This is a genomic window from Streptomyces sp. NPDC012827 (assembly GCF_042900905.1).
In the GTDB taxonomy this organism is placed as follows: Bacteria; Actinomycetota; Actinomycetes; order Streptomycetales; family Streptomycetaceae; genus Streptomyces; species Streptomyces gulbargensis.
The window spans coordinates 1-20,430 of record NZ_JBIBBY010000004.1 but is presented as its reverse complement, the minus strand read 5'-3'; the positions used below and the strand labels follow the sequence as shown (position 1 = coordinate 20,430).

The 20,430-nt window shown below is 73.0% G+C and carries 21 protein-coding genes; 6 read left to right on the top strand and 15 right to left on the bottom strand.

The genetic code is table 11. The features are described from left to right. Nucleotides 1–8: 8 nt before the first annotated feature. On the bottom strand, nt 9–779 hold the full coding sequence (locus ACFY60_RS09455) for an alpha/beta hydrolase (RefSeq protein ID WP_388610989.1): 771 nt from the start codon (nt 777–779) through the stop codon (nt 9–11). Nucleotides 780–1,012: 233 nt separating this feature from the next. Between ACFY60_RS09455 and ACFY60_RS09450 the strand changes: the two genes are divergently transcribed. Beyond that, nucleotides 1,013–2,167: an adenosine deaminase gene (locus ACFY60_RS09450; protein WP_388610990.1), complete on the top strand. Its 1,155-nt coding sequence runs from the start codon at nt 1,013–1,015 to the stop codon at nt 2,165–2,167. Between the two features lie 187 nt (nt 2,168–2,354). Then, nucleotides 2,355–2,708, top strand: a complete 354-nt coding sequence (locus tag ACFY60_RS09445; RefSeq protein ID WP_388610991.1) for a hypothetical protein — start codon at nt 2,355–2,357, stop codon at nt 2,706–2,708. A gap of 76 nt (nt 2,709–2,784) precedes the next feature. Here ACFY60_RS09445 and ACFY60_RS09440 read toward each other — a convergent pair whose 3' ends face one another. The 5 genes from ACFY60_RS09440 to afsQ1 form a co-directional block, all read right to left on the bottom strand. After that, nucleotides 2,785–2,985: a PspC domain-containing protein gene (locus ACFY60_RS09440; RefSeq protein WP_388610992.1), complete on the bottom strand. Its 201-nt coding sequence runs from the start codon at nt 2,983–2,985 to the stop codon at nt 2,785–2,787. A gap of 90 nt (nt 2,986–3,075) precedes the next feature. Continuing rightward, nucleotides 3,076–3,666 carry a VanZ family protein gene (locus ACFY60_RS09435; protein WP_388610993.1) on the bottom strand — a complete coding sequence of 197 codons (591 nt, stop codon included), beginning with the start codon at nt 3,664–3,666 and terminating at the stop codon, nt 3,076–3,078. Nucleotides 3,667–3,790: 124 nt separating this feature from the next. After that, the gene (locus ACFY60_RS09430) at nt 3,791–4,453 is read right to left on the bottom strand and encodes a hypothetical protein (RefSeq protein WP_388610995.1); all 663 of its coding nucleotides are present in this window, start codon (nt 4,451–4,453) and stop codon (nt 3,791–3,793) included. Next, the gene (locus ACFY60_RS09425) at nt 4,450–6,075 is read right to left on the bottom strand and encodes an ATP-binding protein (RefSeq protein ID WP_388610996.1); all 1,626 of its coding nucleotides are present in this window, start codon (nt 6,073–6,075) and stop codon (nt 4,450–4,452) included. Before ACFY60_RS09425 ends, ACFY60_RS09430 begins: the two co-directional genes overlap by 4 nt. Further along, the gene (gene afsQ1, locus ACFY60_RS09420) at nt 5,973–6,650 is read right to left on the bottom strand and encodes a two-component system response regulator AfsQ1 (RefSeq protein WP_388610998.1); all 678 of its coding nucleotides are present in this window, start codon (nt 6,648–6,650) and stop codon (nt 5,973–5,975) included. The genes ACFY60_RS09425 and afsQ1 overlap by 103 nt, the downstream gene beginning before the upstream one ends. A 169-nt stretch (nt 6,651–6,819) precedes the next feature. Here afsQ1 and ACFY60_RS09415 point away from each other — a divergent pair, with 169 nt between their 5' ends. After that, nucleotides 6,820–7,542: a SigE family RNA polymerase sigma factor gene (locus ACFY60_RS09415; protein ID WP_388611000.1), complete on the top strand. Its 723-nt coding sequence runs from the start codon at nt 6,820–6,822 to the stop codon at nt 7,540–7,542. Between the two features lie 106 nt (nt 7,543–7,648). Here the strand turns inward: ACFY60_RS09415 and ACFY60_RS09410 are convergent, their stop codons facing one another. From ACFY60_RS09410 to deoC, 4 genes are all read right to left on the bottom strand, one after another. Then, nucleotides 7,649–8,278 (bottom strand): uridine kinase, encoded by a 630-nt coding sequence (locus tag ACFY60_RS09410; protein ID WP_388611002.1) that lies wholly within the window; start codon nt 8,276–8,278, stop codon nt 7,649–7,651. Between the two features lie 202 nt (nt 8,279–8,480). Continuing rightward, complete coding sequence (locus ACFY60_RS09405) at nt 8,481–9,377, bottom strand: aldehyde dehydrogenase family protein (RefSeq protein ID WP_309053488.1); 897 nt, start codon at nt 9,375–9,377, stop codon at nt 8,481–8,483. Beyond that, nucleotides 9,370–10,806, bottom strand: coding sequence for an aldehyde dehydrogenase family protein (locus ACFY60_RS09400; RefSeq protein WP_388611003.1), 1,437 nt, complete (start codon nt 10,804–10,806; stop codon nt 9,370–9,372). The genes ACFY60_RS09405 and ACFY60_RS09400 overlap by 8 nt, the downstream gene beginning before the upstream one ends. Nucleotides 10,807–10,811: 5 nt before the next feature. Further along, a complete protein-coding gene (deoC, locus tag ACFY60_RS09395) occupies nt 10,812–11,771 on the bottom strand; it encodes a deoxyribose-phosphate aldolase (RefSeq protein WP_388611005.1) in 960 nt (319 codons plus the stop codon). Between the two features lie 213 nt (nt 11,772–11,984). Between deoC and ACFY60_RS09390 the strand changes: the two genes are divergently transcribed. Then, entirely contained in the window at nt 11,985–12,647 is a 663-nt protein-coding gene (locus ACFY60_RS09390) for a PH domain-containing protein (RefSeq protein ID WP_388611007.1), read from the top strand. Nucleotides 12,648–12,741: 94 nt separating this feature from the next. Here ACFY60_RS09390 and ACFY60_RS09385 read toward each other — a convergent pair whose 3' ends face one another. The 3 genes from ACFY60_RS09385 to ACFY60_RS09375 all read right to left on the bottom strand — a co-directional run bounded on the left by ACFY60_RS09385 (nt 12,742) and on the right by ACFY60_RS09375 (nt 16,242). Beyond that, complete coding sequence (locus ACFY60_RS09385; protein WP_388611009.1) at nt 12,742–14,394, bottom strand: phospho-sugar mutase; 1,653 nt, start codon at nt 14,392–14,394, stop codon at nt 12,742–12,744. Between the two features lie 358 nt (nt 14,395–14,752). Continuing rightward, the gene (locus ACFY60_RS09380) at nt 14,753–15,556 is read right to left on the bottom strand and encodes a purine-nucleoside phosphorylase (RefSeq protein WP_388611010.1); all 804 of its coding nucleotides are present in this window, start codon (nt 15,554–15,556) and stop codon (nt 14,753–14,755) included. A 248-nt stretch (nt 15,557–15,804) separates the two neighbouring features. Next, a complete protein-coding gene (locus tag ACFY60_RS09375; protein ID WP_309053753.1) occupies nt 15,805–16,242 on the bottom strand; it encodes a gamma-glutamylcyclotransferase in 438 nt (145 codons plus the stop codon). A 198-nt stretch (nt 16,243–16,440) separates the two neighbouring features. On the opposite strand from ACFY60_RS09375, the gene ACFY60_RS09370 reads away from it, so the two are divergent. Continuing rightward, nucleotides 16,441–17,880: an NAD(P)H-quinone dehydrogenase gene (locus ACFY60_RS09370; RefSeq protein ID WP_388611012.1), complete on the top strand. Its 1,440-nt coding sequence runs from the start codon at nt 16,441–16,443 to the stop codon at nt 17,878–17,880. Nucleotides 17,881–18,105: 225 nt separating this feature from the next. Further along, the gene (locus tag ACFY60_RS09365; RefSeq protein WP_375165189.1) at nt 18,106–19,032 is read left to right on the top strand and encodes a DeoR/GlpR family DNA-binding transcription regulator; all 927 of its coding nucleotides are present in this window, start codon (nt 18,106–18,108) and stop codon (nt 19,030–19,032) included. Nucleotides 19,033–19,149: 117 nt separating this feature from the next. Here the strand turns inward: ACFY60_RS09365 and ACFY60_RS09360 are convergent, their stop codons facing one another. Next, nucleotides 19,150–19,695, bottom strand: a complete 546-nt coding sequence (locus ACFY60_RS09360) for a TetR/AcrR family transcriptional regulator (RefSeq protein WP_388611014.1) — start codon at nt 19,693–19,695, stop codon at nt 19,150–19,152. Nucleotides 19,696–19,786: 91 nt separating this feature from the next. Then, nucleotides 19,787–20,430 (bottom strand): biotin/lipoyl-containing protein (locus ACFY60_RS09355; RefSeq protein ID WP_389457796.1); only part of this gene is annotated, 644 nt, incomplete at its 5' end.

Below are 20,430 nucleotides of genomic sequence, written 5' to 3'. Positions count from 1 at the left end.
GGTGCGCCTCACCTCCGGCGGGCGCCTCCGAAACCCGCCGCCAGGGGCATGCGCAGACCCAGGGGCGGTGGGGCGGCCATCGCGTCCGTGAGGGGGCGGGAGACCGGGCGGGCGAAGAGGGCGCCGAGCACGAAGTCGGCGGCCAGCGCGCGTACTTCGTCGGCGTACTGCCGCAGCGCGTGGCCGTCCGTGTGCACCTCGAACCGGCAGGTGTCCCGGTTGGCCTTCTTGGCCCGGTCCGCGAAGCGGAAGGACAGCTCCGGGTCCGTCCGCGCGTCGTTCGTCCCGTGCACCACCAGCACGCGGCGCCCCACCAGCTGCCGCACCGGCTCCGGCTCCGCGGCCACGTCCTCCTCGGGGAGCCAGGGCGCCAGCGCGAGGACCGCGGCGACCGCCTCGTGTCCGCCCGCCCGCAGCGCCGCCCGCGCCCCCATCCCCAGGCCGGCCAGACACACGGGAACGTCGCCGTAGCGCCGTACCGCCTCCGACGCCGCCCAGGAGGCGTCCGCCGCGAGGTCCGCGTCCGGGCCGTTCCAGCCGCGGCCCCGGTAGCGCACCACGTGCGCCACGAGTCCGTCCGCGCGCCCGGCCCGGACGAGCGTGCGGGCCAGCGGCAGCGCCGCGGCGTGCGCCCGTACCGAGGGCCGCCGCCCGGACACCGGCTCGCCGTCGGGCAGGAGCAGCACCACGCCGCCCACCGCCGCCTGCGAAGCCCCGACCGCCCGACCGAGCCGGGGTCTCCGGCCGTCGGCGGTCCCCACGAGTGCGTAGTGCGCCATGGCAGAACAGTCTCAGAATCCGAGGTGTACGCCAGTGGTACGCGCGGTCTCTGTTACGTATCGCCGCCGACCGCCCTCCGCGCGAACGCCCCCGCCGCGCGGCGCCGTTCGAGCCGGTGCCCCTCCCGCGCCGGTGCCCCTCCCGCGCCGCACCGGCGCCGCGGAGGCGAAAAACCCGCACCGATACGGCGCCGGGACGCCCGCTCTACGCGCGTAGGGGCTACAGTGCGGAAATGACGAGCCAGACCCCCAACGTCCCCACCGCGGACCAGATCCGCCGTGCCCCGAAGGTGCTGCTCCACGACCACCTCGACGGCGGACTGCGCCCCGGCACGATCATCGAACTCGCCCGCGAGCAGGGCTACACGCGGCTCCCGGAGACGGAACCGGAGAGGCTCGGCCTCTGGTTCCGCGAGGCCGCCGACTCCGGGTCCCTGGAGCGCTACCTGGAGACCTTCGCGCACACCTGCGCCGTCATGCAGACCCGCGAGGCCCTCGTCCGGATCGCCGCCGAGTGCGCGGTCGACCTGGCCGAGGACGGCGTCGTGTACGCGGAGGTCCGCTACGCCCCCGAGCAGCACCTGGAGGCCGGTCTCACCCTCGAAGAGGTCGTGGAGGCCGTCAACGAGGGCTTCCGGGAGGGCGAGCGGCAGGCCAGGGCCGCCGGGCACCGCATCCGGGTCGGCGCCCTGCTGACCGCCATGCGCCACGCGGCCCGCGCCCTGGAGATCGCCGAACTCGCCAACCGCTACCGCGACGCGGGCGTCGTCGGCTTCGACATCGCGGGCGCCGAGGCCGGCTTCCCGCCCACCCGCCACCTCGACGCCTTCGAGTACCTCAAGCGGGAGAACAACCACTTCACCATCCACGCCGGCGAGGCCTTCGGGCTGCCCTCGATCTGGCAGGCGCTCCAGTGGTGCGGCGCCGACCGCCTCGGCCACGGCGTCCGGATCATCGACGACATCGAGGTCGCCGAGGACGGCACGGTCCGCCTCGGCCGGCTCGCCGCCTACGTCCGCGACAAGCGGATCCCGCTGGAGATGTGCCCCACCTCCAACCTCCAGACCGGCGCCGCCGACTCGTACGCCGAGCACCCCATCGGCCTGCTCCGCAAGCTCCACTTCCGTACGACGGTCAACACCGACAACCGGCTGATGAGCGGCACCAGCATGAGCCGGGAATTCGAGCTCCTGGTCGAAGCATTCGATTACACGCTCGATGACATGCAGTGGTTCACGGTCAATGCGATGAAATCAGCGTTCATTCCTTTCGATGAACGCCTCGCCATGATCAACGACGTGATCAAGCCGGGTTATGCGGAGCTGAAATCCGAATGGCTGTTCCGGCAGACCGCTGTCACCAGCGGGTCTTCCCCGAAGGCCGACTGACCGCGGCTTCAGGGAAGGACGGAAGGCGGCCGGGTGGACGACACCCGGCCGCCTTCCGGTGTTTGCGGTCGGGGTACCCGGACGGTTAGTTTGCGGAATCGCTCCGCAATGTCCGGATGCCCTTTTCCGGTTTCCGGTTCTCCCGACGCACCGGTCTCCCTTCCCCAAGCTCAAGGAAGATTTTCTGATGAAGCAGTCTGCCGCCAAGAAGCTCGGAGTCGCCGCCCTCGGCGCCGCTTTCGCCGCCGCCGCCGCGGGCACGGCCTCCGCCGCGCCCGAGCTCCCCGTCGGCGCCGACGCGCTGGGCTCGGTGACCTCGGCCCTCCCGCTGGGCGACGGCCTCGCCCAGCTGCCCGTCGGCGGGCAGGGCGCCCTCGGCCAGGTTCTCGACCACGGAGCGAAGACCCTCCCCGCCGCCGCCGCCCAGGCCACCCAGCACACCCCGCTGGCCCCCGTCGCGGGTCTCCTCGGCTCCGCGCCGGTCGGCCCCGTCACCGGTCTCCTCGGCGGTCTGCAGCCCGGCTCCCTCCCGATCGGCTGACCGGAGCCGTACGGCATCGCAGGGGCGCGCACCCGCAACCGGGTACGCGCCCCTGCGGCGTACGCGCGCCCCGGGCCTACCAGGCGGTGGTCGTGCGCTTCTCCTGCGGCAGCAGCACCCACAGCGCCAGGTAGAGCAGGAACTGCGGGCCCGGCAGCAGGCACGAGACCAGGAAGATCACGCGCATCGTCGTCGCGGAGGTGCCGAAGCGCCGGGCGAGCGCCGCGCACACTCCGCCGATCATGCGTCCGTCTCGGGGGCGGGCAAGTGCGGCCATGGTGGGCTCCTTCGGAGTCGGTCCGGGAACCGTTCCGTCGGGCTCCCGATGACTCCATGGTGCCGTCGCACCGGGGGACGAAGCGTCGGTCTACGGGGCGATCCGGACCCTGGGAATCCTCGGGGTCGGACCCTGAGCCTGCTCCTTCCGGGGCAGGGCCCCGCCCCGCCCCCGGCTCCCCCCGGCGGGGGACACGGCCGGAACGGAGCGCCCCGCGCCCGTCCGGCGCCGCAGCCGGGCCCGCCCGGCGGGCACCACGAGCAGATGGGTCAGCCCCACCCCGGCCGTGTTCAGCAGCACCGAGTCCACGTCCACGACCTGCCCGGGCACCGCCGTCTGCAACAGCTCCAGGGCCAGCGACACCAGGGCCCCCGCGGCCGTCGTCCGGACCAGTGAGGCCCAGGGCGAGACGTCGAGCCGCCCGTCGGCCATCGGAAGGAGCACCCCGAGCGGCGCCAGGAGCAGCAGCCCCTCCGCGAGGAGCCGTACCGCCCGGGTCCCACCGAGCGCGAGGTCGGCGCGGATGCCGTCGAGCGGGACCGTGTTCGGGGCGGTCACCCAGGCCACGTCCCGTGGGCGCAGGCCGACCCAGGCGACGAGCAGCAGATACGCGGCCAGGAGTACGAACCCGGCCACGCGGACGACCACGGCGGCACTGCCGCCCGAACCTTGACGCTGCACGCCCCCCTAGACGTGCCCGGCGGCGGAATCGGTTCCGCCGCCCGGCACGCGCGGGAGGACGTCACACCCACCGCCCCTCCCACCGGGGCCGGTCACTCCCGGCCGGACCCCCTGGGCGCCCCGGTCACTGCGCGGCCGGGGTCTCCGGGGCCGGGTCCGCGGAATCCGGCGGCCCCGGGACCGCCGCCGTCGGCACCGTACCCAGGGGCGGCGCCGACTCCGGACGCTCCCGCAGCTCCGGCGTGCACCGGTAGCGCTTCGGCGCGTACGCGCCCGGGCCGCCCAGCAGCACCGTGTGCTCGCCCGCGCCCGCCGCGCTCTCCGCGAAGGTGCAGACGATCTGCGACAGGGCCGTCGGCGCCAGGTCCTCCGGCTGACGGTTCAGCCGCAGGGTGCCCGCCGGATCACCGGCCCGCGCCCCCTTCACCGTCATCGGGCCGCGCACCGCCGTGGTGAACCCGGCCGCACGCTCCTCCTCCGACGGCCCGGCGACCAACAGCTCCAGCAGCTCCGACGCCGTCCGCAGCGGGGACCGGCCCGCCCTCTCCTCCGGCAGCGGGGCCCCGCGTTCCACCACTTCCAGCTGCGCCCCGCACACCAGGTGCACCCGCAGCGGCACGCCCTCCGCGGCCGCGGAGGAGGACTCCCCGGTCCGGCTGCACGGGACCCGGGTCGGGGCCGCGCCCGCGTCCACCGGGACCGAGGTGGTGCGGATCCCGCATCCGCTGACCAGCAGGGTGAGCGCGGTCGCCACCAGGGCGCCCGCGCCGGCCGTACGGCGACTCACTCTTCCTCCACCCGCGACTCGCGCGCGATCCCCGACGCGTCCCGGGGCAGCCGCAGCACGAACACCGCGCCGTCCGTCTTCCCGTCCTCGCCGACCGAGTTCGACGCGGAGATGGACCCCTGGTGGATCAGCGCGTTCTCCATGGCGATCGACAGGCCCAGACCGCTGCCGTCCGACCTCGGCCGGGACGCGCTCGCCTTGTAGAAACGGTCGAAGACGTGCGGCAGCACCTCCTCGGGGATGCCCGGACCGTGGTCGCGCACCGCGATCACCAGCTCCTCGCCCCCGTCCGTACCGGTCTCCTCCGTACGGACCGACACCCGCACCGGCGAACCGCCGTGCTTCAGCGCGTTCCCGATCAGATTGGCGAGGATCACGTCGAGCCGGCGCGGGTCGAGCCGCGCCACGATCCCGCGCTCCGCGTCCAGCTCCACCGCGTCCAGCCAGGCCCGCGCGTCGATGCAGGCGGTGATCTGGTCCGCGATGTCGACGTCGTCCAGGACGAGCCGGGCGGTGCCCGCGTCGAAGCGGGTCACCTCCATCAGGTTCTCCACCAGGTCGTTGAGCCGCCGGGTCTCGCTCACCACCAGCGCCACCGCCGGGGCGATCATCGGATCCAGGGAGTCCTGCTCGTCCTCCAGGACCTCCGTGACGGCCGTCAGCGCGGTCAGCGGCGTCCGCAGCTCGTGCGACATGTCGGCCACGAAGCGCCGGCTCGACTCCTCCCGGGCGCTCATGTCCGCGACCTGCTTCTGCAACGACTCGGCCGCGTCGTTGAACGTACGCGACAGATCGGCCAGTTCGTCCGCGCCCGACACCCGAAGGCGGGTGTCGAGCTTGCCCTCGCCGAGCTGCTTGGCCGCCTCCCCGACCCGGTGCACCGGCCGCAGCACGGTGGTCGCCGCCACCTGCGCGAGCAGCACCGACCCGGCCACGGCGAGCGCCGTGGCGATCCCCAGCGACCAGGCGAGCGAGTTCAGATCGGCCTTCTCCGCCGCCAGCGACTTGAACATGTACCCGGCGGGGCCCCCGCCGTCGATCCGCGTCCCGCCCACCAGATAGGGCGTCCCGCCCCGCTCCGTACGCTGCCAGAACAGGTGGTACGGGTAGGGGTTGGCGTCCGACACCGGGCGCCGGGTTTCCACCGCCTCCCGCAGCGCCCGCGGCACGTCCGCGAGCGTGAAGGTGTCCGGGTCCGAGGCGCCGACGATCGGCTTGCCCGCCTCCCGCTCACCGAGCAGCAGCACCTGGTAGCCGGCGCTGCCGCCGGCCATCTGCTCGGCGGTGCGGCGCAGTTCCTCCTGGTCGGGCCGGAGCGGCAGCGTCGCCGCCCGGTTCTGCATCTCCTGCCGGAAGTCGTTCAGCGCCCCGTCCTGGGTCCGGGTGAGCACCGCCTCCCGGTTGAGCCAGTACGCGATGCCCGAGGCGGCGACGGCCGCGGTCAGCGCGACGAGGGCGAAGACCACGACGAGCCGCAGCCGCAGGCTGGTGAGACCGAGCCGCGTGACGATCCCCCGGCTCACGCAGGAACGTCCAGTCGGTAGCCGACGCCCCGCACCGTACGGATCAGGGTCGGCGAGGACGGCACGTCCTCCACCTTGGCGCGCAGTCGCTGCACGCACGCGTCGACCAGCCGGGAGTCGCCCAGGTAGTCGTGCTCCCACACGAGCCGCAGCAACTGCTGGCGGGACAGCGCCTGTCCGGGCCGTCGGCTCAGCTCCAGGAGCAGCCGCAGCTCGGTCGGGGTGAGCTGGAGGTCCTCCCCGTTCTTCGTCACCGTCATCGCCGCCCGGTCGATCACGAGCGAACCGAAGGTGGCCGAATCGGTCGACTCCCGTTCGCCGCGCCGCAGGACGGCCCGGATACGGGCGTCGAGAACCCGCCCCTGCACCGGCTTGACCACGTAGTCGTCGGCGCCGGACTCCAGGCCGACGACCACGTCGATGTCGTCGCTGCGCGCGGTGAGCAGGATGATCGGCAGCTGGTCGGTGCGGCGGATGCGACGGCACACCTCGAAGCCGTCGATGCCGGGCAGCATGACGTCGAGCACGACCAGGTCGGGCCGCTGCTCACGGAGCAGGTGCAGCCCGTCCTCGCCCGTCGCGGCGGTGGCCACCCGGTGGCCCTGCCGGGACAGGGAGAGTTCGAGGGCCGTCCGGATGGCGTCGTCGTCCTCGATCAGCAACAGAAAAGGCACGGACGTCATTCTGTCGCATGCGGCCGTCCGAGTTCGACCGGGCGCAGGCGCGCGCACGCCCCGGCCCCTGTGACACGTCTGTGACAGTCGGCGGACACCGCCATGAAGTGTGCCGGGCAGGCTTCTTGTCACACGGACCGGCCACACTCCAACCGACGGGGGGCGCGAGATGAACGCACTGCACAGCACCACCTCAAGCGCAGTTGTCACGCGTCTCCACGACGTCGTGCGGAGCGAGGAGAAGTCCGGCGCGGTGAACGGGCGGGGGTGCGTTCGCGGCGTCGGGCGTCAGCGCAAGGCGCCGTACATGGTGGCCGTCGCTGACGGGGGAGCGGCGTACAGGGAGGTCACGGGGGAGCGTTCCACGTGTTCGGAGGCCGAGTTCACGGCCTACGTCCAGGAGCGCCGGGCCTCCCTGTACGCCACCGCCTACCACCTGACCGGTGACCGTTTCGAGGCCGAGGACCTGCTCCAGAGCGCGCTGTTCTCCACGTACCGCGCCTGGGACCGGATCAGCGACAAGGCGGCCGTCGGCGGATACCTCCGCCGCACCATGACGAACCTGCACATCAGCGCCTGGCGCCGGCGCAAGCTCAACGAGTACCCGACCGAGGAGCTGCCGGAGACGGTCGGCGAGACGGACGCCATGCGGGGCACGGAGCTGCGCGCGGTGCTGTGGCAGGCGCTGGCCCGGCTGCCCGAGCTGCAGCGGACCATGCTGGTGCTGCGCTACTACGAGGGCCGCACCGATCCGGAGATCGCGGAGATCCTGGACATCAGTGTCGGCACGGTGAAGTCGAGCATCTGGCGCTCGCTGCGGCGACTGCGCGAGGACCAGGTGCTGAGCTTCGGCCGTGACGAGGAGGAGTCCTTCGGCGAGCTGGTGGCCTGAGGGTACGGGGGGAACACGGGGGACCGTACGGGGGTACGGGGGAACGACGCGGGGCCGGACGAGAGGGGGGATCTCGTTCCGGCCCCGCGTCACGTCCGCGGTCGGTTCAGCGGGCGACGGGCGTCCGGTGCCGCCCGGCGGCGGCCGCCGCCAGCCGGCCGAGAGCCTCGGCCTTGGCGCACGGGTGCGCGCCGAGCGCGGTCTGGCGGGCGACGATGGAACGCTCGGCGCGCATCAGACGCCAGCCGCGGCGCAGCAGGAACGGCACCGACTTGCGGCCCTCCCGCAGGTCGCGCAGCAGACGGCGGCGGAAGGTCGTGGAGGGCCGGCCGCGCAGGCAGAGCGCGTCGGCGAGCACGCCGAGCTCCCGGCAGCGCTCCACGATGTCGGCGGCGAAGATGCCCTCCGCCACGAACAGCGGGGTGCGCCCGATGTCCAGGCGGTCGCGGTCGACCCGGGAGCTGGTGGCGATGTCGTACACCGGGACGTCGGTCCGGCCGGTACGGCACAGGTCGAGGATCGCGGCGACGGCGGCGTCCGCGTCCCAGGAGAGGGGCGAGTCCCAGTCGATGTCCGAGCTGCCGAGGACGAGCGGGAGGGTCGGGTCGTCGCCCTCCTTGTAGAAGTCGTCGAGGCGCAGCACGGGAAGTCCGGTGCGGGCGGCGAGAGAGGACTTGCCGGAGCCGGAGGGGCCCGCGAGCAGGACGACTCGGGTCGGTATCGGTTGGGAGGTCACGGGACACCAGTGTGAGGCATTCCCGCGTGCGGCGGACCCCCGGGAGCCCGGCTCGGTAGCGAGCGTCACACCCCGACCACGTGCCGTGCCCGCTCCATCACGCCGGGCGAGGCGGACCTCCCCCGCGCGGGCACGCCGGAAGGCCCCCCGGCCGGCAGGCGGGGCGCCCGCCGGCCCGGGGGCCGTCCCGCACGGCGTGCGCCTAGTACGAGGAGCCGGAGGCGCCCAGCGAACCCGTCGGGTGCCAGACCGTCTTCGTCTCCAGGAACGCGGTCATGCGGTCCGTGCCGGGGGACGCGGTGAAGTCCTCGGCACGGGGGCGCAGGACGCGCTTCAGGTTGTCGGCGGCGGCGATCTCCAGCTCACGGGCCAGAGCGGCGTCCGCGCCGGTGAGGTCGATCGCGTTGACGTCCTGGTGGGCCGCCAGGTGGGGACCCATCTCGGCCGCCTTGCCCGAGAGGATGTTCACGACACCGCCCGGCAGGTCGGAGGTGGCGAGCACCTCGCCCAGGGAGAGCGCCGGCAGCGGGGCCTTCTCGCTCGCCACCACGACCGCCGTGCTGCCGGTGGCGATCACCGGGGCGATCACCGACACCAGGCCCAGGAAGGACGACTCCTGCGGGGCGATGACGGCGACGACACCGGTCGGCTCCGGGGTGGACAGGTTGAAGAACGGGCCCGCGACCGGGTTCGCCCCGCCCACGACCTGAGCGATCTTGTCCGTCCAGCCCGCGTACCAGACCCAGCGGTCGATCGTGGCCTCGACGACCTCGGCCGCCTTGTTCTTGGACAGGCCCTCCGCGTGCGCGACCTCGTGCACGAACTGGCCCTTGCGGCCCTCCAGCATCTCGGCGACGCGATAGAGGATCTGGCCCCGGTTGTACGCGGTCGCGCCCGCCCAGCCGCCGAAGGCCTTGCGCGCGGCCACGACCGCGTCACGGGCGTCCTTGCGGGAGGAGAGCGGGGCGTTCGCCAGCCACTTGCCCTTCGAGTCCGTCACCTCGTACACCCGGCCGCTCTCGGAACGCGGGAACTTGCCCCCCACGTACAGCTTATAGGTCTTGAAGACGCTCAGGCGCTGCTCGGACTTCTCAGACATCGAGGTAGGCCTCCAGACCGTGACGGCCGCCCTCGCGGCCGAAGCCCGACTCCTTGTAACCGCCGAACGGCGAGGTCGGGTCGAACTTGTTGAACGTGTTGGCCCAGACGACACCGGCCCGGAGCTTGCCCGCCACGGCGAGGATCCGCGAGCCCTTCTCCGTCCAGATGCCGGCCGACAGGCCGTACTGGCTGTTGTTGGCCTTCGCGACGGCCTCGTCGGGGGTACGGAACGTCAGCACCGACAGGACCGGGCCGAAGATCTCGTCGCGCGCCACGGTGTGCGCCTGCGTCACGTTGGTGAACAGGGTCGGGGCGAACCAGTACCCGGCCGACGGGATCTCGCAGGCGGCCGACCAGCGCTCGGCGCCCTCGGCCTCGCCCTGCTCCACCAGCGCGGTGATGCGGGCCAGCTGTTCGGGCGAGTTGATGGCGCCGATGTCGGTGTTCTTGTCCAGCGGGTCGCCCAGGCGCAGGGTGCTCAGGCGGCGCTTCAGCGCGTCGAGCACCTCGTCGTGGACGGACTCCTGGACGAGGAGCCGCGAGCCCGCGCAGCAGACCTGGCCCTGGTTGAAGAAGATGCCGTTGACGATGCCCTCGACGGCCTGGTCGAGCGGGGCGTCGTCGAAGACGATGTTGGCGCCCTTGCCGCCCAGCTCCAGGGTGAGCTTCTTGTCCGTGCCGGCGACGGAACGCGCGATGGCCTTGCCGACGGCGGTCGAGCCGGTGAAGGCGACCTTGTTCACGTCCGGGTGCTCGACCAGCGCGGCGCCGGCGTCCCCGTACCCGGGCAGGATGTTGACGACGCCCTTCGGGAGCCCGGCCTGGCGGCAGATGTCCGCGAAGAACAGGGCGGAGAGCGGGGTCGTCTCGGCCGGCTTCAGGACGACCGTGTTGCCGGTCGCGAGCGCCGGGGCGATCTTCCAGGCCAGCATCAGCAGCGGGAAGTTCCACGGGATGACCTGGCCGGCCACGCCCAGCGGCTTCGGGTCGCGGCCGAAGCCGGCGTGGTCGAGCTTGTCGGCCCAGCCCGCGTAGTAGAAGAAGTGCGCCGCGACCAGGGGGAGGTCCGCGTCGCGGGTCTCCTTGATCGGCTTGCCGTTGTCGAGGGTCTCCAGGACGGCCAGCTCGCGGCTGCGCTCCTGGATGATGCGGGCGATCCGGAAGAGGTACTTGGCGCGCTCGGAACCGGGCAGCGCCGACCACGTCCCGAAGGCCCGCCGGGCCGCCTTCACCGCGCGGTCCACGTCCTCGGCGCCCGCCTGGGCGACCTCGGAGAGAACCTCCTCGGTGGAGGGGGAGACGCTCTTGAAGACCTTGCCGTCGGCCGCGTCCGTGAACTCGCCGTCGATGAACAGGCCGTAGGAGGGGGCGATGTCGACGACGGACCGGGACTCGGGCGCCGGTGCGTACTCGAATGCAGATGCCATGTTGATCAGTCCACCGTCACGTAATCGGGGCCGGAGTAGCGGCCGGTCGCCAGCTTCTGGCGCTGCATCAGCAGGTCGTTGAGCAGACTGGAGGCGCCGAAGCGGAACCAGTGGTTGTCCAGCCAGTCCTCGCCGACGGTCTCGTTGACCAGCACCAGGAACTTGATCGCTTCCTTGGTGTTGCGGATGCCGCCGGCCGGCTTCACGCCGATCTGCACGCCGGTCCGGTCGCGGAAGTCGCGCACCGCCTCCAGCATGAGCAGGGTGTTCGCGGGGGTGGCGTTCACCGCGACCTTGCCGGTCGACGTCTTGATGAAGTCCGCGCCGGCCATCATGCCGAGCCAGGAGGCGCGGCGGATGTTGTCGTACGTGGACAGCTCACCGGTCTCGAAGATCACCTTGAGGCGGGCGCGGTCGCCGCACTCCGCCTTGATCGCGGCGATCTGCTCGTAGACCTCCAGGTAGCGGCCGGCGAGGAAGGCGCCACGGTCGATGACCATGTCGATCTCGTCCGCGCCCGCGGCGATCGCGTCGGCGGTGTCGGCCAGCTTCACGGGGAGGGCGGCGCGGCCCGCCGGGAAGGCGGTGGCGACCGAGGCGATCTTGACGCCGGAGCCCGCGAGGGCGGCCTTGGCGGTGGCCACCATGTCGGGGTAGACGCAGACGGCGGCGGTCGTCGGGGTCGTGCGGTCGGTCGGATCGGGATGGACGGCCTTCGCGGCGAGGGCCCGGACCTTGCCCGGGGTGTCCGCGCCTTCGAGCGTCGTCAGGTCGATCATCGAGATGGCCAGGTCGATGGCGTACGCCTTGGCCGAGGTCTTGATCGAGCGGGTGCCGAGGGACGCGGCGCGCGCCTCCAGGCCGACGGCGTCGACGCCGGGCAGCCCGTGGAGGAAGCGGCGCAGCGCGCTGTCGGACGCGGTCACGTCGGCGAAGGCATTGGCTGCGGGTGCAGTGGTGGGCATGGTCACCAGTCGAGCATATCTACGCGCGTAGCGACCTGTACAGGGGAGGCCCCGCGCAGAGCCCGAGGTCACAGCCCCGCGTCCGGCGGGGTGAGACCTGTCACATGCCCGTGACGAGGAGCGGACGCCTGCCGCGCGCGGGAGCGCACCCCGGCTGTACGCCGCGCGGGCCGCCTGAGCCCCCACGCGGCCCGCTGAGGCACAATCTCCGGCATGACGACCCCCGAGCAGCCGTCCGAGCCGGGCCGCGAGCCGCGCCCCGGGCCGAGCCAGGACCGGCCGAGCGCCGAGCCGCAGTACGCCGACCGCGCCTACCGCTCCCCCCTGGGGATCGCGGGCGGGGTCTTCCTGCTGCTCCTCGCGTGCCTCTTCGCCGGGGACGCGGTGCTGCGCGGCGAGGGCCGCACGCCCTGGCTGGCGCTCGCCGGGCTCCTCCTGGCCGTGCCGCTGATCGTCGCCTTCACCATCCGGCCGGTGGTGTACGCCAACGCCGACCGGCTCCGGGTCCGCAACCCCTTCCGGACGATCACCCTGCCGTGGAGCGCCGTCGCCGACGTCCGCGCCGGCTACTCCAGCGAGGTGTTCACCCAGGAGGGCGCCAAGTACCAGCTGTGGGCCGTCCCCGTCTCGCTGCGCAAGCGCAAGAAGGCGGCCCGCCTCGGGGCCCGTGCCGCCGGGGAGGCCGCCGGGTCCTTCGACTCCGCCGGCCGGGCCGCCCCCACCGACCGGGCCATCGCCGAGCTGCGGGAGCTGGCCGAGGCCGGCACCGGCCGGCCGGGCGCGCAGGGCGGGCCCGAGGTGCGCTGGGCGTACGAGATCCTCGCCCCGGCCGTGGCCGGAGCGGTCCTCTTCGTCATCCTCAAGGCGACCGGCTGACCCGCCCCCGGCCGTGCTCACGCCGGAGGGCCGGTACGGCGATCGCTGCCGTACCGGCCCTCCGTGCCGTCCCGCGCCGGGCGGGGCGCGGCGGTCAGAGACCGGCCGCCTCCGCCAGGTCCCGCTTCAGCGCGGCGAGCACCTCGGCGCCCTTCGCCCGCGCCGCCGGGAGCCCGTCGGCATCCGCCACCGGGACGACGACCTCCAGGTAGCACTTCAGCTTGGGCTCCGTACCGGACGGGCGGACGATCACCCGGGCCTTGTGGTCGCCCTCCAGGTGGTAACGCAGCCCGTCCGTCGGCGGCAGCGACTCCGTGCCCTTGGTCAGGTCCTCCGCCGACACGACGGTCAGGCCCGCGAGGCGCACGGGGGGCCGCTCGCGCAGCGCCGCCATCGCGTTCGCGATGACGCTCAGGTCCTGGACGCGCACCGACAGCTGGTCGGTGGCGTGCAGGCCGTGCTCCACCGCCAGGTCGTCGAGGAGGTCGGTCAGCGTCCGGCCCCGCTCCTTCAGCTCGGAGGCCAGCTCGGCGACCGCCAGCGCCGCCGTGATGCCGTCCTTGTCGCGGACGCCCTCCGGGTCGACGCAGTAGCCGAGCGCCTCCTCGTAGCCGTACCGCAGCCCCTCGACGCGCGCGATCCACTTGAAGCCGGTCAGCGTCTCCTCGTACCCGACCCCGGCGGCCTCGGCGATCCGGCCGAGCAGCGAGGACGACACGATCGACTCGGCGAAGACACCCCGGGCGCCCTTGCCCACCAGGTGCGCGGCGAGCAGCGCGCCCACCTCGTCACCGCGGAGCATCCGCCAGCCGCCCTCGGCGTGCGCGTCGGGCACGGCCACCGCGCAGCGGTCCGCGTCCGGGTCGTTGGCGATCACGATGTCCGGGTCCACGGCCCGGGCCGCCTCGAAGGCCAGGTCCATGGCCCCCGGCTCCTCCGGGTTCGGGAAGGCGACCGTCGGGAACGCCGGGTCCGGCTCCGCCTGCTCGGCGACGAGCGCCGGCGGCGGGAAGCCGTGCCGGGCGAAGGCGGCCGTCAGGACCTCCTTGCCGACGCCGTGCATGGCCGTGTAGACGGTCCGCGCGGTCCGGGCCGAGCCCGGGGACAGGACGGCGTCCGTGCGCTCCAGGTAGGCCTCCAGGACCTCGTCGCCCAGCGTCTCCCAGCCCTCCGACGGACGGGGCACGTCCTCCAGCGAGCGCACGGCGGCGATCTCCGCGGCGATCTCCGCGTCCGCCGGCGGCACGATCTGCGAGCCGTCGCCCAGGTAGACCTTGTAGCCGTTGTCGCGCGGCGGGTTGTGGCTCGCGGTCACCTCGACGCCCGCGACGGCGCCCAGGTGCCTTATGGCGTACGCCAGGACGGGCGTCGGCAGCGGGCGGGGCAGCAGCGCGGCGCGCAGCCCGGCGCCCGTCATCACGGCGGCGGTGTCGCGGGCGAAGTCGGCCGACTTGTAGCGGGCGTCGTAGCCGATCACGACGAGGCCGTCCCCCTGGCCCTTGGCCTTCAGGTACGCGGCCAGGCCGGCGGCGGCCCGGATCACGACGGAGCGGTTCATGCGCATGGGACCGGCGCCCAGCTCGCCGCGGAGGCCGGCGGTGCCGAACTGCAGCGTGCCGCTGAAGCGCGCGGTCAGCTCCTCGTGCTCGCCGGCCTCGATGAGCCGGGCGAGTTCCTCGCGGGTCTCGCTGTCGGGGTCCTCTGCGAGCCAGGCCTGGGCCCGGGCGAGGAGGTCGTCCTGCGTCACGGTGATGTGCCTTTCGGATGTACGGACGTAAGCGGGCGGGCGTCTTCTTTTCCCCGCCCCGCGCCTTCCCGTAACCGGCGGGTCCACCCGGGACCTTGGTCCCGGCCGAAACCGGCCCCCGGAGAGCGGGGAACCGTTTCCTCGGCGGCCGCCGCCCCCGCCGCGCGGGTCGCGCGAGGCCGGGGGCGCGGTCCGGGTGACCGGGACCGGCCACCCGGACCGTGGCGCCGCGCCCCGCCCCGCGCACCACGCCCCGGAACCCCGGCCCGCGCCGGCCCGCACGGGGCCGGGGGCGGCAGGGAAGGGACCGTCCGGCGGGCGGACCCGCCCCGGGCGGGGCGGGTGGCGGGAAGGGGGATCAGATGCGGTCGAGCACCCGGGTGAGGAGCTCGCCCATGCGGGCGGCCGAGTCGCGGCCCGCCTGGAGGACCTCCTCGTGGTTCAGCGGCTCGCCCGAGAGGCCCGCCGCCAGGTTGGTGACCAGGGAGATGCCCAGGACCTCGGCGCCCGCCTCGCGGGCCGCGATGGCCTCCAGGACCGTGGACATGCCGACCAGGTCGCCGCCCAGGACGCGGACCATGTTGATCTCGGCCGGTGTCTCGTAGTGCGGCCCGGGGAACTGGACGTAGACGCCCTCCTCCAGGGTCTCGTCGACCTCCTTGCACAGCGCGCGCAGCCGCGGCGAGTAGAGGTCGGTGAGGTCCACGAAGTTCGCGCCGACGATCGGCGAGGCGGCCGTCAGGTTGATGTGGTCGCTGATCAGGACCGGCTGGCCGGGGCGCATGCCCTCGCGCAGGCCGCCGCAGCCGTTGGTCAGGACGACGGTCCCGACGCCGGCGGCGACGGCGGTGCGGACGCCGTGGGCGACGGAGGCGACGCCCCGGCCCTCGTAGAAGTGGGTGCGGCCGAGGAAGACGAGGGCGCGCTTCTCACCGATCTTGTACGAGCGGATCTTGCCGCCGTGGCCCTCGACGACCGGCGGCGGGAAACCGGGGAGCTCGGTCACCGGGAACTCGGCCTCGGGGGCACCGAGCGCGTCGACGGCGGGCGCCCAGCCGGAGCCCATGACCAGGGCGACGTCGTGGTTCTCGACTCCGGTCAGCTCGCGGAGACGCGCGGCAGCGGCCTCGGCGGCCTCGTACGGGGTGGCAGTTGCGTTCACTGACTCTCTCGCCTCGGGGAGGGGGGTCCGAGGGAAGACCCCGGACGGATTTGATACGCGCAGAAGCCTAGCCCGAGAAACCCTACGCGCGTAGATGACGCTGCGAACGGAGCTGCGATCGTTGTCTTGTCGTTTCCCACGAACGCGCCGGAACGCGAGGCGGGGGCGCCGGGGGAGGAGCGGCGCCGCGGCGAGCCTCCGGTACGCCCGGCAGGGGCGCGCGTCCGCACCCGTCCGTCCGGCGGCGCTCAGCAGGGTCGCTTGCGCAGTTCCATCACGTAGTCGTGGGGGGCTCCGGCCGACTCGGCCGCGTCGGCCACCTCGCCCAGGTACCGGGCGGAGGGCAGGCCGCCCTCGTACGCGTTGAGCACGTACACCCAGGCCGGCTCCTCGCCGTCCAGCGTGTGCACCCGCACCCGCATCCGGCGGTAGATGTCGAGGCCGACGCCCTCCCAGCGGTCCATCGAGTCCTCGTCCATCGGCGCGATGTCGTACAGCGCCACGAAGACCTGGGAGCGCGGGGCCTCCACGATGGTGGCGAGCGCTCCCTCCCAGCCCATCTGCTCGCCGCCGAAGGTCAGCCGCCAGCCGTTGAGCCAGCCGGTGCTGCGCAGCGGGGAGTGCGGTGCGCGGCGACTCATCAGCCGCGCGTCGAGGTTGCCGGCGTACGCGGCGTAGAGCGACATGGGACCGAGGGTACGGGAGGGTGTGGTCACTCCGCCGAACTCCGAGGTGAGGGCCGTATGGAGGCCCCGACGAGAGGAGCCCCCCGCCGTGCGGGAGAATGGGGTACGCACTTGAAGCGTGCGGGACAATGGCGTACGCACTGCAGCCCCAGCGGGGGGACCACCCCGGCAGAACGAGAGCGCGAGGCGTAGATCCCAGTGACCCGGATCGTGATCATCGGCGGCGGACCCGGCGGATACGAGGCGGCCCTGGTGGGCGCCCAACTCGGCGCGGAGGTGACCGTCGTCGACTGCGACGGCCTCGGCGGCGCGTCCGTCCTGACCGACTGCGTCCCCTCCAAGACCCTGATCGCCACCGCCGAGGTGATGACCACCTTCGACTCCTCCTACGAGGAGCTCGGCATCATCGTCGCGGACGACACCCCCCACCTGGAGCAGGCCGCCCGCGTCGTGGGCGTGGACCTCGGCAAGGTGAACCGCCGCGTGAAGCGGCTCGCGCTCGCCCAGTCGCACGACATCACCGCCTCCGTGACCCGGGCCGGCGCCCGGGTGCTGCGCGGCCGTGGCCGGCTCTCCGGCCGGCAGGCGGTGGACGGCTCCCGCCAGGTGATCGTGACCGCCGCCGACGGCAGCGAGGAGACGCTGACCGCCGACGCCGTCCTGATCGCCACCGGCGGTCACCCGCGCGAGCTGCCCGACGCCCGGCCGGACGGCGAGCGCATTCTGAACTGGACGCAGGTGTACGACCTCAAGGAGCTGCCCGAGGAGCTCATCGTGGTCGGCTCCGGCGTCACCGGCGCCGAGTTCGCGGGCGCCTACCAGGCGCTCGGCTCCCGGGTCACCCTGGTCTCCTCGCGCGACCGCGTGCTGCCGGGCGAGGACCCGGACGCGGCGGCCGTCCTGGAGGACGTCTTCCGCCGGCGCGGCATGAACGTGATGGCCCGCTCGCGCGCCGAGTCCGCCAAGCGGGTCGGCGACCGGGTGGAGGTCACCCTCGCCGACGGCCGGGTCATCACCGGCACCCACTGCCTGATGGCGGTCGGCGCGATCCCGAACACGGCCGGCATGGGCCTGGAGGAGGCGGGGGTCCGGCTGAAGGACTCCGGTCACATCCTGACCGACCGGGTCTCCCGTACGAGCGCCCCCGGCGTGTACGCGGCCGGTGACGTCACCGGCGTCTTCGCGCTCGCCTCGGTCGCCGCCATGCAGGGCCGGATCGCGATGTACCACTTCCTCGGCGACGCGGTGACCCCGCTGAACCTCAAGACGGTCTCCGCGAACGTCTTCACCGACCCGGAGATCGCCACCGTCGGTTACACGCAGGCGGACGTGGACGCGGGCAAGATCGACGCCCGGGTCGTCAAGCTCCCGCTGCTGCGCAACCCGCGCGCCAAGATGCAGGGCATCCGGGACGGCTTCGTGAAGATCTTCTGCCGTCCGGGCACCGGCATCGTGGTCGGCGGCTGCGTCGTCGCCCCCCGGGCGAGCGAGCTCATCCACCCCATCTCGATCGCGGTCGACAACAATCTGACGGTCGAACAGATCGCAAATGCTTTCACCGTGTACCCCTCCCTGTCGGGCTCGATCGCGGAAGTGGCACGGCAGTTGCACACCCGAAAGACGGCGGGCGAGGCCTGACCCCCGGGCCGGTCACCGCTCCCGCCTGCGGGAACGGTTCTCCGACTCGGACAACCCCCGGCAAGCCGGGGCATAGAACGATCAACGACGGGGTCCTCCATACCACTTGAGGGCCCCGCTCGTGCGCAACTTCGCCAATTCGGCGCATACTGCTGAAAACTATCGGGCGGTCACGTTACTGTCAGTTTCGTGTTCGCTGCAGAACGTCGCCAGTTGATCCTCGAAATGGTGCGTGCCAACGGAGCCGTGTCGCTCCGTGAGCTCGCCCGCGTCGTCCAGACCTCCGAAGTGACCGTACGAAGAGACGTACGGGCACTGGAGGCAGAAGGACTCCTCGACCGCCGGCACGGCGGTGCGGTGTTGCCGGGCGGATTCACGCGAGAATCCGGCTTCCCGCAGAAATCCCATCTCGCGACGGCGGAGAAGACGGCCATCGCCGATGTCGCGGCGAGCCTCGTCGAAGAGGGCGAGGCCATCGTCGTCGGCGCCGGGACGACCACGCAGGAGCTGGCCCGCCGGCTCGCCCGGGTGCCCGGACTGACCGTCGTCACCAACTCCCTGCTGGTCGCCCAGGCCCTCGCCCACGCCAACCGGGTCGAGGTCGTCATGACCGGCGGCACCCTGCGCGGCTCCAACTACGCCCTCGTCGGCAGCGGCGCCGAGCAGTCCCTCCAGGGGCTGCGGGTCTCCCGCGCCTTCCTCTCCGGCAGCGGACTGACCGCCGAGCGCGGCCTCTCCACCTCCAACATGCTCTCCGCGAGCGTGGACCGGGCGCTGGTGCAGGCGGCGGCCGAGGTCGTCGTCCTCGCCGACCACACCAAGCTCGGCACCGACACCATGTTCCAGACGGTGCCGACCGATGTGATCACCCGGCTGGTCACCGACGAGCCTCCGGCCCACGACGACCGGGCCGCCACCGAGCTCCAGGCCCTCGCCGACCAGGGCGTCCAGATCGCCGTCGCCGGCACCGGCCAGGGCACGGGTGCGGCCGAGCAGCTTCCGCCGCCACCCCGGGGCCGCCGCGACATGCCGCTGCCCGTCCAGCGGGGACGGATGCCGCAGACCGGCCAGTTCCGGGGACCGGGCGCGGGCGGCCTCGGAGCCGACCCGATGGAGCGCACCGCCCGCGTCGCGGACATGCGACGCCGCTGATTCCCGGCGCCGTACGAGACGGGGGTACGGCTCCGGTACGGGCGCGGCACGCGCCCCCGTACGTCCTGGTACGCGACCCGGGCGTGCGCCTCCCGTACGGCTCCGGCCCGGGTGGGCTCAGGACTTCAGGCCGCGCAGGGTCAGGGTGAGCAGACGGTCCGCCAACTCCGCGTCCTCCGGGCACTGTTCCGCCGCCAGCGCGATCGCCTTCGTGAGCTGCATCAGATCGCCGATCGACACATCGGCCCGCACCTGACCCGCCTCCTGAGCACGGGCCAGCAACTCCTCGCCCGCCGTCCGCAACGGCTCACTGCACCGGGCGAGCGCCGAACCCCGGTCGTACGAGGCCGACATGAGCGCGTGCGCCAGCCCCCGGTACTCACTCGCATGAGTGATGAGCGTGCGCAGCCACTCCACCAGCGCACCGCACGGCGCCTCCGCCCCGGCCAGCTCGCGCGAACGGCGCAGCAGCGTGGTGACGGCTTCCTGGAAGACCGCGTTCAGCAGGTCCGCCCGCGTCGGGAAATGGCGGTAGAGCGTGCCGATCCCCAGGCCGGCGCGGCGGGCGATCTCCTCCAGGGACGCGTCCGTGCCCTGCTCCGCGAAGGCGGCCCGGGCCTCCCTCACCAGCCGCTCGTGATTGCGGCGCGCGTCGGCTCGCATGACGTACGGACGGCCCTCCTTCGGCGAAGGGCCCGCAGGCGGATGCCTGCGGGCCCTGCACACGGTAACCGTGACGCGGGGTGTCCCGGTGTCAGTCCTTGATCTCGCAGATCGCGGCACCGGAGGTCACGGACGCGCCGATCGCCGCGCTCAGGCCCTGGATGGTGCCGGACTTGTGGGCGTTGAGGGGTTGTTCCATTTTCATGGCTTCGAGGACGACGACGAGGTCGCCTTCGTTGACTTCCTGGCCTTCTTCGACGGCGATTTTGACGATGGTGCCCTGCATGGGGGAGGCGAGGGTGTCGCCGGAGGCGGTGGGGCCGGTCTTCTTGGCGGCGCGTCGTTTGGGTTTGGCGCCGGCGGCCAGGCCGGTGCGGGCGAGGGTCATGCCGAGGCTGGAGGGCAGGGAGACTTCGAGTCGTTTGCCGCCGACCTCGACGACGATGGTCTCGCGGCCGGTGTCGTCCTCGTCGGTGTCGTCTCCGGCGGGGGCGAAGGGCTTGATGTCGTTGACGAACTCGGTCTCGATCCAGCGGGTGTGGATGCGGAAGGGGTCGGCGGTGAAGGCGGGGTCGGTGACGACGGCCTGGTGGAAGGGGATGGCGGTGGCCATGCCTTCGACCTTGAACTCCGCCAGTGCGCGGGCGGCGCGCTGGAGGGCTTGTTCGCGGGTGGCGCCGGTGATGACGAGTTTGGCCAGGAGGGAGTCCCAGGCGGGGCCGATGACGCTGCCGG

What these genes read in the sequence shown, in the direction of transcription:
- ACFY60_RS09405 (WP_309053488.1), bottom strand. Translation starts at nt 9,377, where the DNA reads ATGTCTGAGAAGTCCGAGCAGCGCCTGAGCGTCTTCAAGACCTATAAG.
- ACFY60_RS09365 (WP_375165189.1), top strand. Translation starts at nt 18,106, where the DNA reads ATGGTGCGTGCCAACGGAGCCGTGTCGCTCCGTGAGCTCGCCCGCGTC.
- deoC (WP_388611005.1), bottom strand. Translation starts at nt 11,771, where the DNA reads ATGCCCACCACTGCACCCGCAGCCAATGCCTTCGCCGACGTGACCGCG.
- ACFY60_RS09400 (WP_388611003.1), bottom strand. Translation starts at nt 10,806, where the DNA reads ATGGCATCTGCATTCGAGTACGCACCGGCGCCCGAGTCCCGGTCCGTC.
- ACFY60_RS09440 (WP_388610992.1), bottom strand. Translation starts at nt 2,985, where the DNA reads ATGGCCGCACTTGCCCGCCCCCGAGACGGACGCATGATCGGCGGAGTG.
- ACFY60_RS09450 (WP_388610990.1), top strand. Translation starts at nt 1,013, where the DNA reads ATGACGAGCCAGACCCCCAACGTCCCCACCGCGGACCAGATCCGCCGT.
- ACFY60_RS09455 (WP_388610989.1), bottom strand. Translation starts at nt 779, where the DNA reads ATGGCGCACTACGCACTCGTGGGGACCGCCGACGGCCGGAGACCCCGG.
- ACFY60_RS09445 (WP_388610991.1), top strand. Translation starts at nt 2,355, where the DNA reads ATGAAGCAGTCTGCCGCCAAGAAGCTCGGAGTCGCCGCCCTCGGCGCC.
- ACFY60_RS09415 (WP_388611000.1), top strand. Translation starts at nt 6,820, where the DNA reads ATGAACGCACTGCACAGCACCACCTCAAGCGCAGTTGTCACGCGTCTC.
- ACFY60_RS09360 (WP_388611014.1), bottom strand. Translation starts at nt 19,695, where the DNA reads ATGCGAGCCGACGCGCGCCGCAATCACGAGCGGCTGGTGAGGGAGGCC.
- ACFY60_RS09375 (WP_309053753.1), bottom strand. Translation starts at nt 16,242, where the DNA reads ATGTCGCTCTACGCCGCGTACGCCGGCAACCTCGACGCGCGGCTGATG.
- ACFY60_RS09390 (WP_388611007.1), top strand. Translation starts at nt 11,985, where the DNA reads ATGACGACCCCCGAGCAGCCGTCCGAGCCGGGCCGCGAGCCGCGCCCC.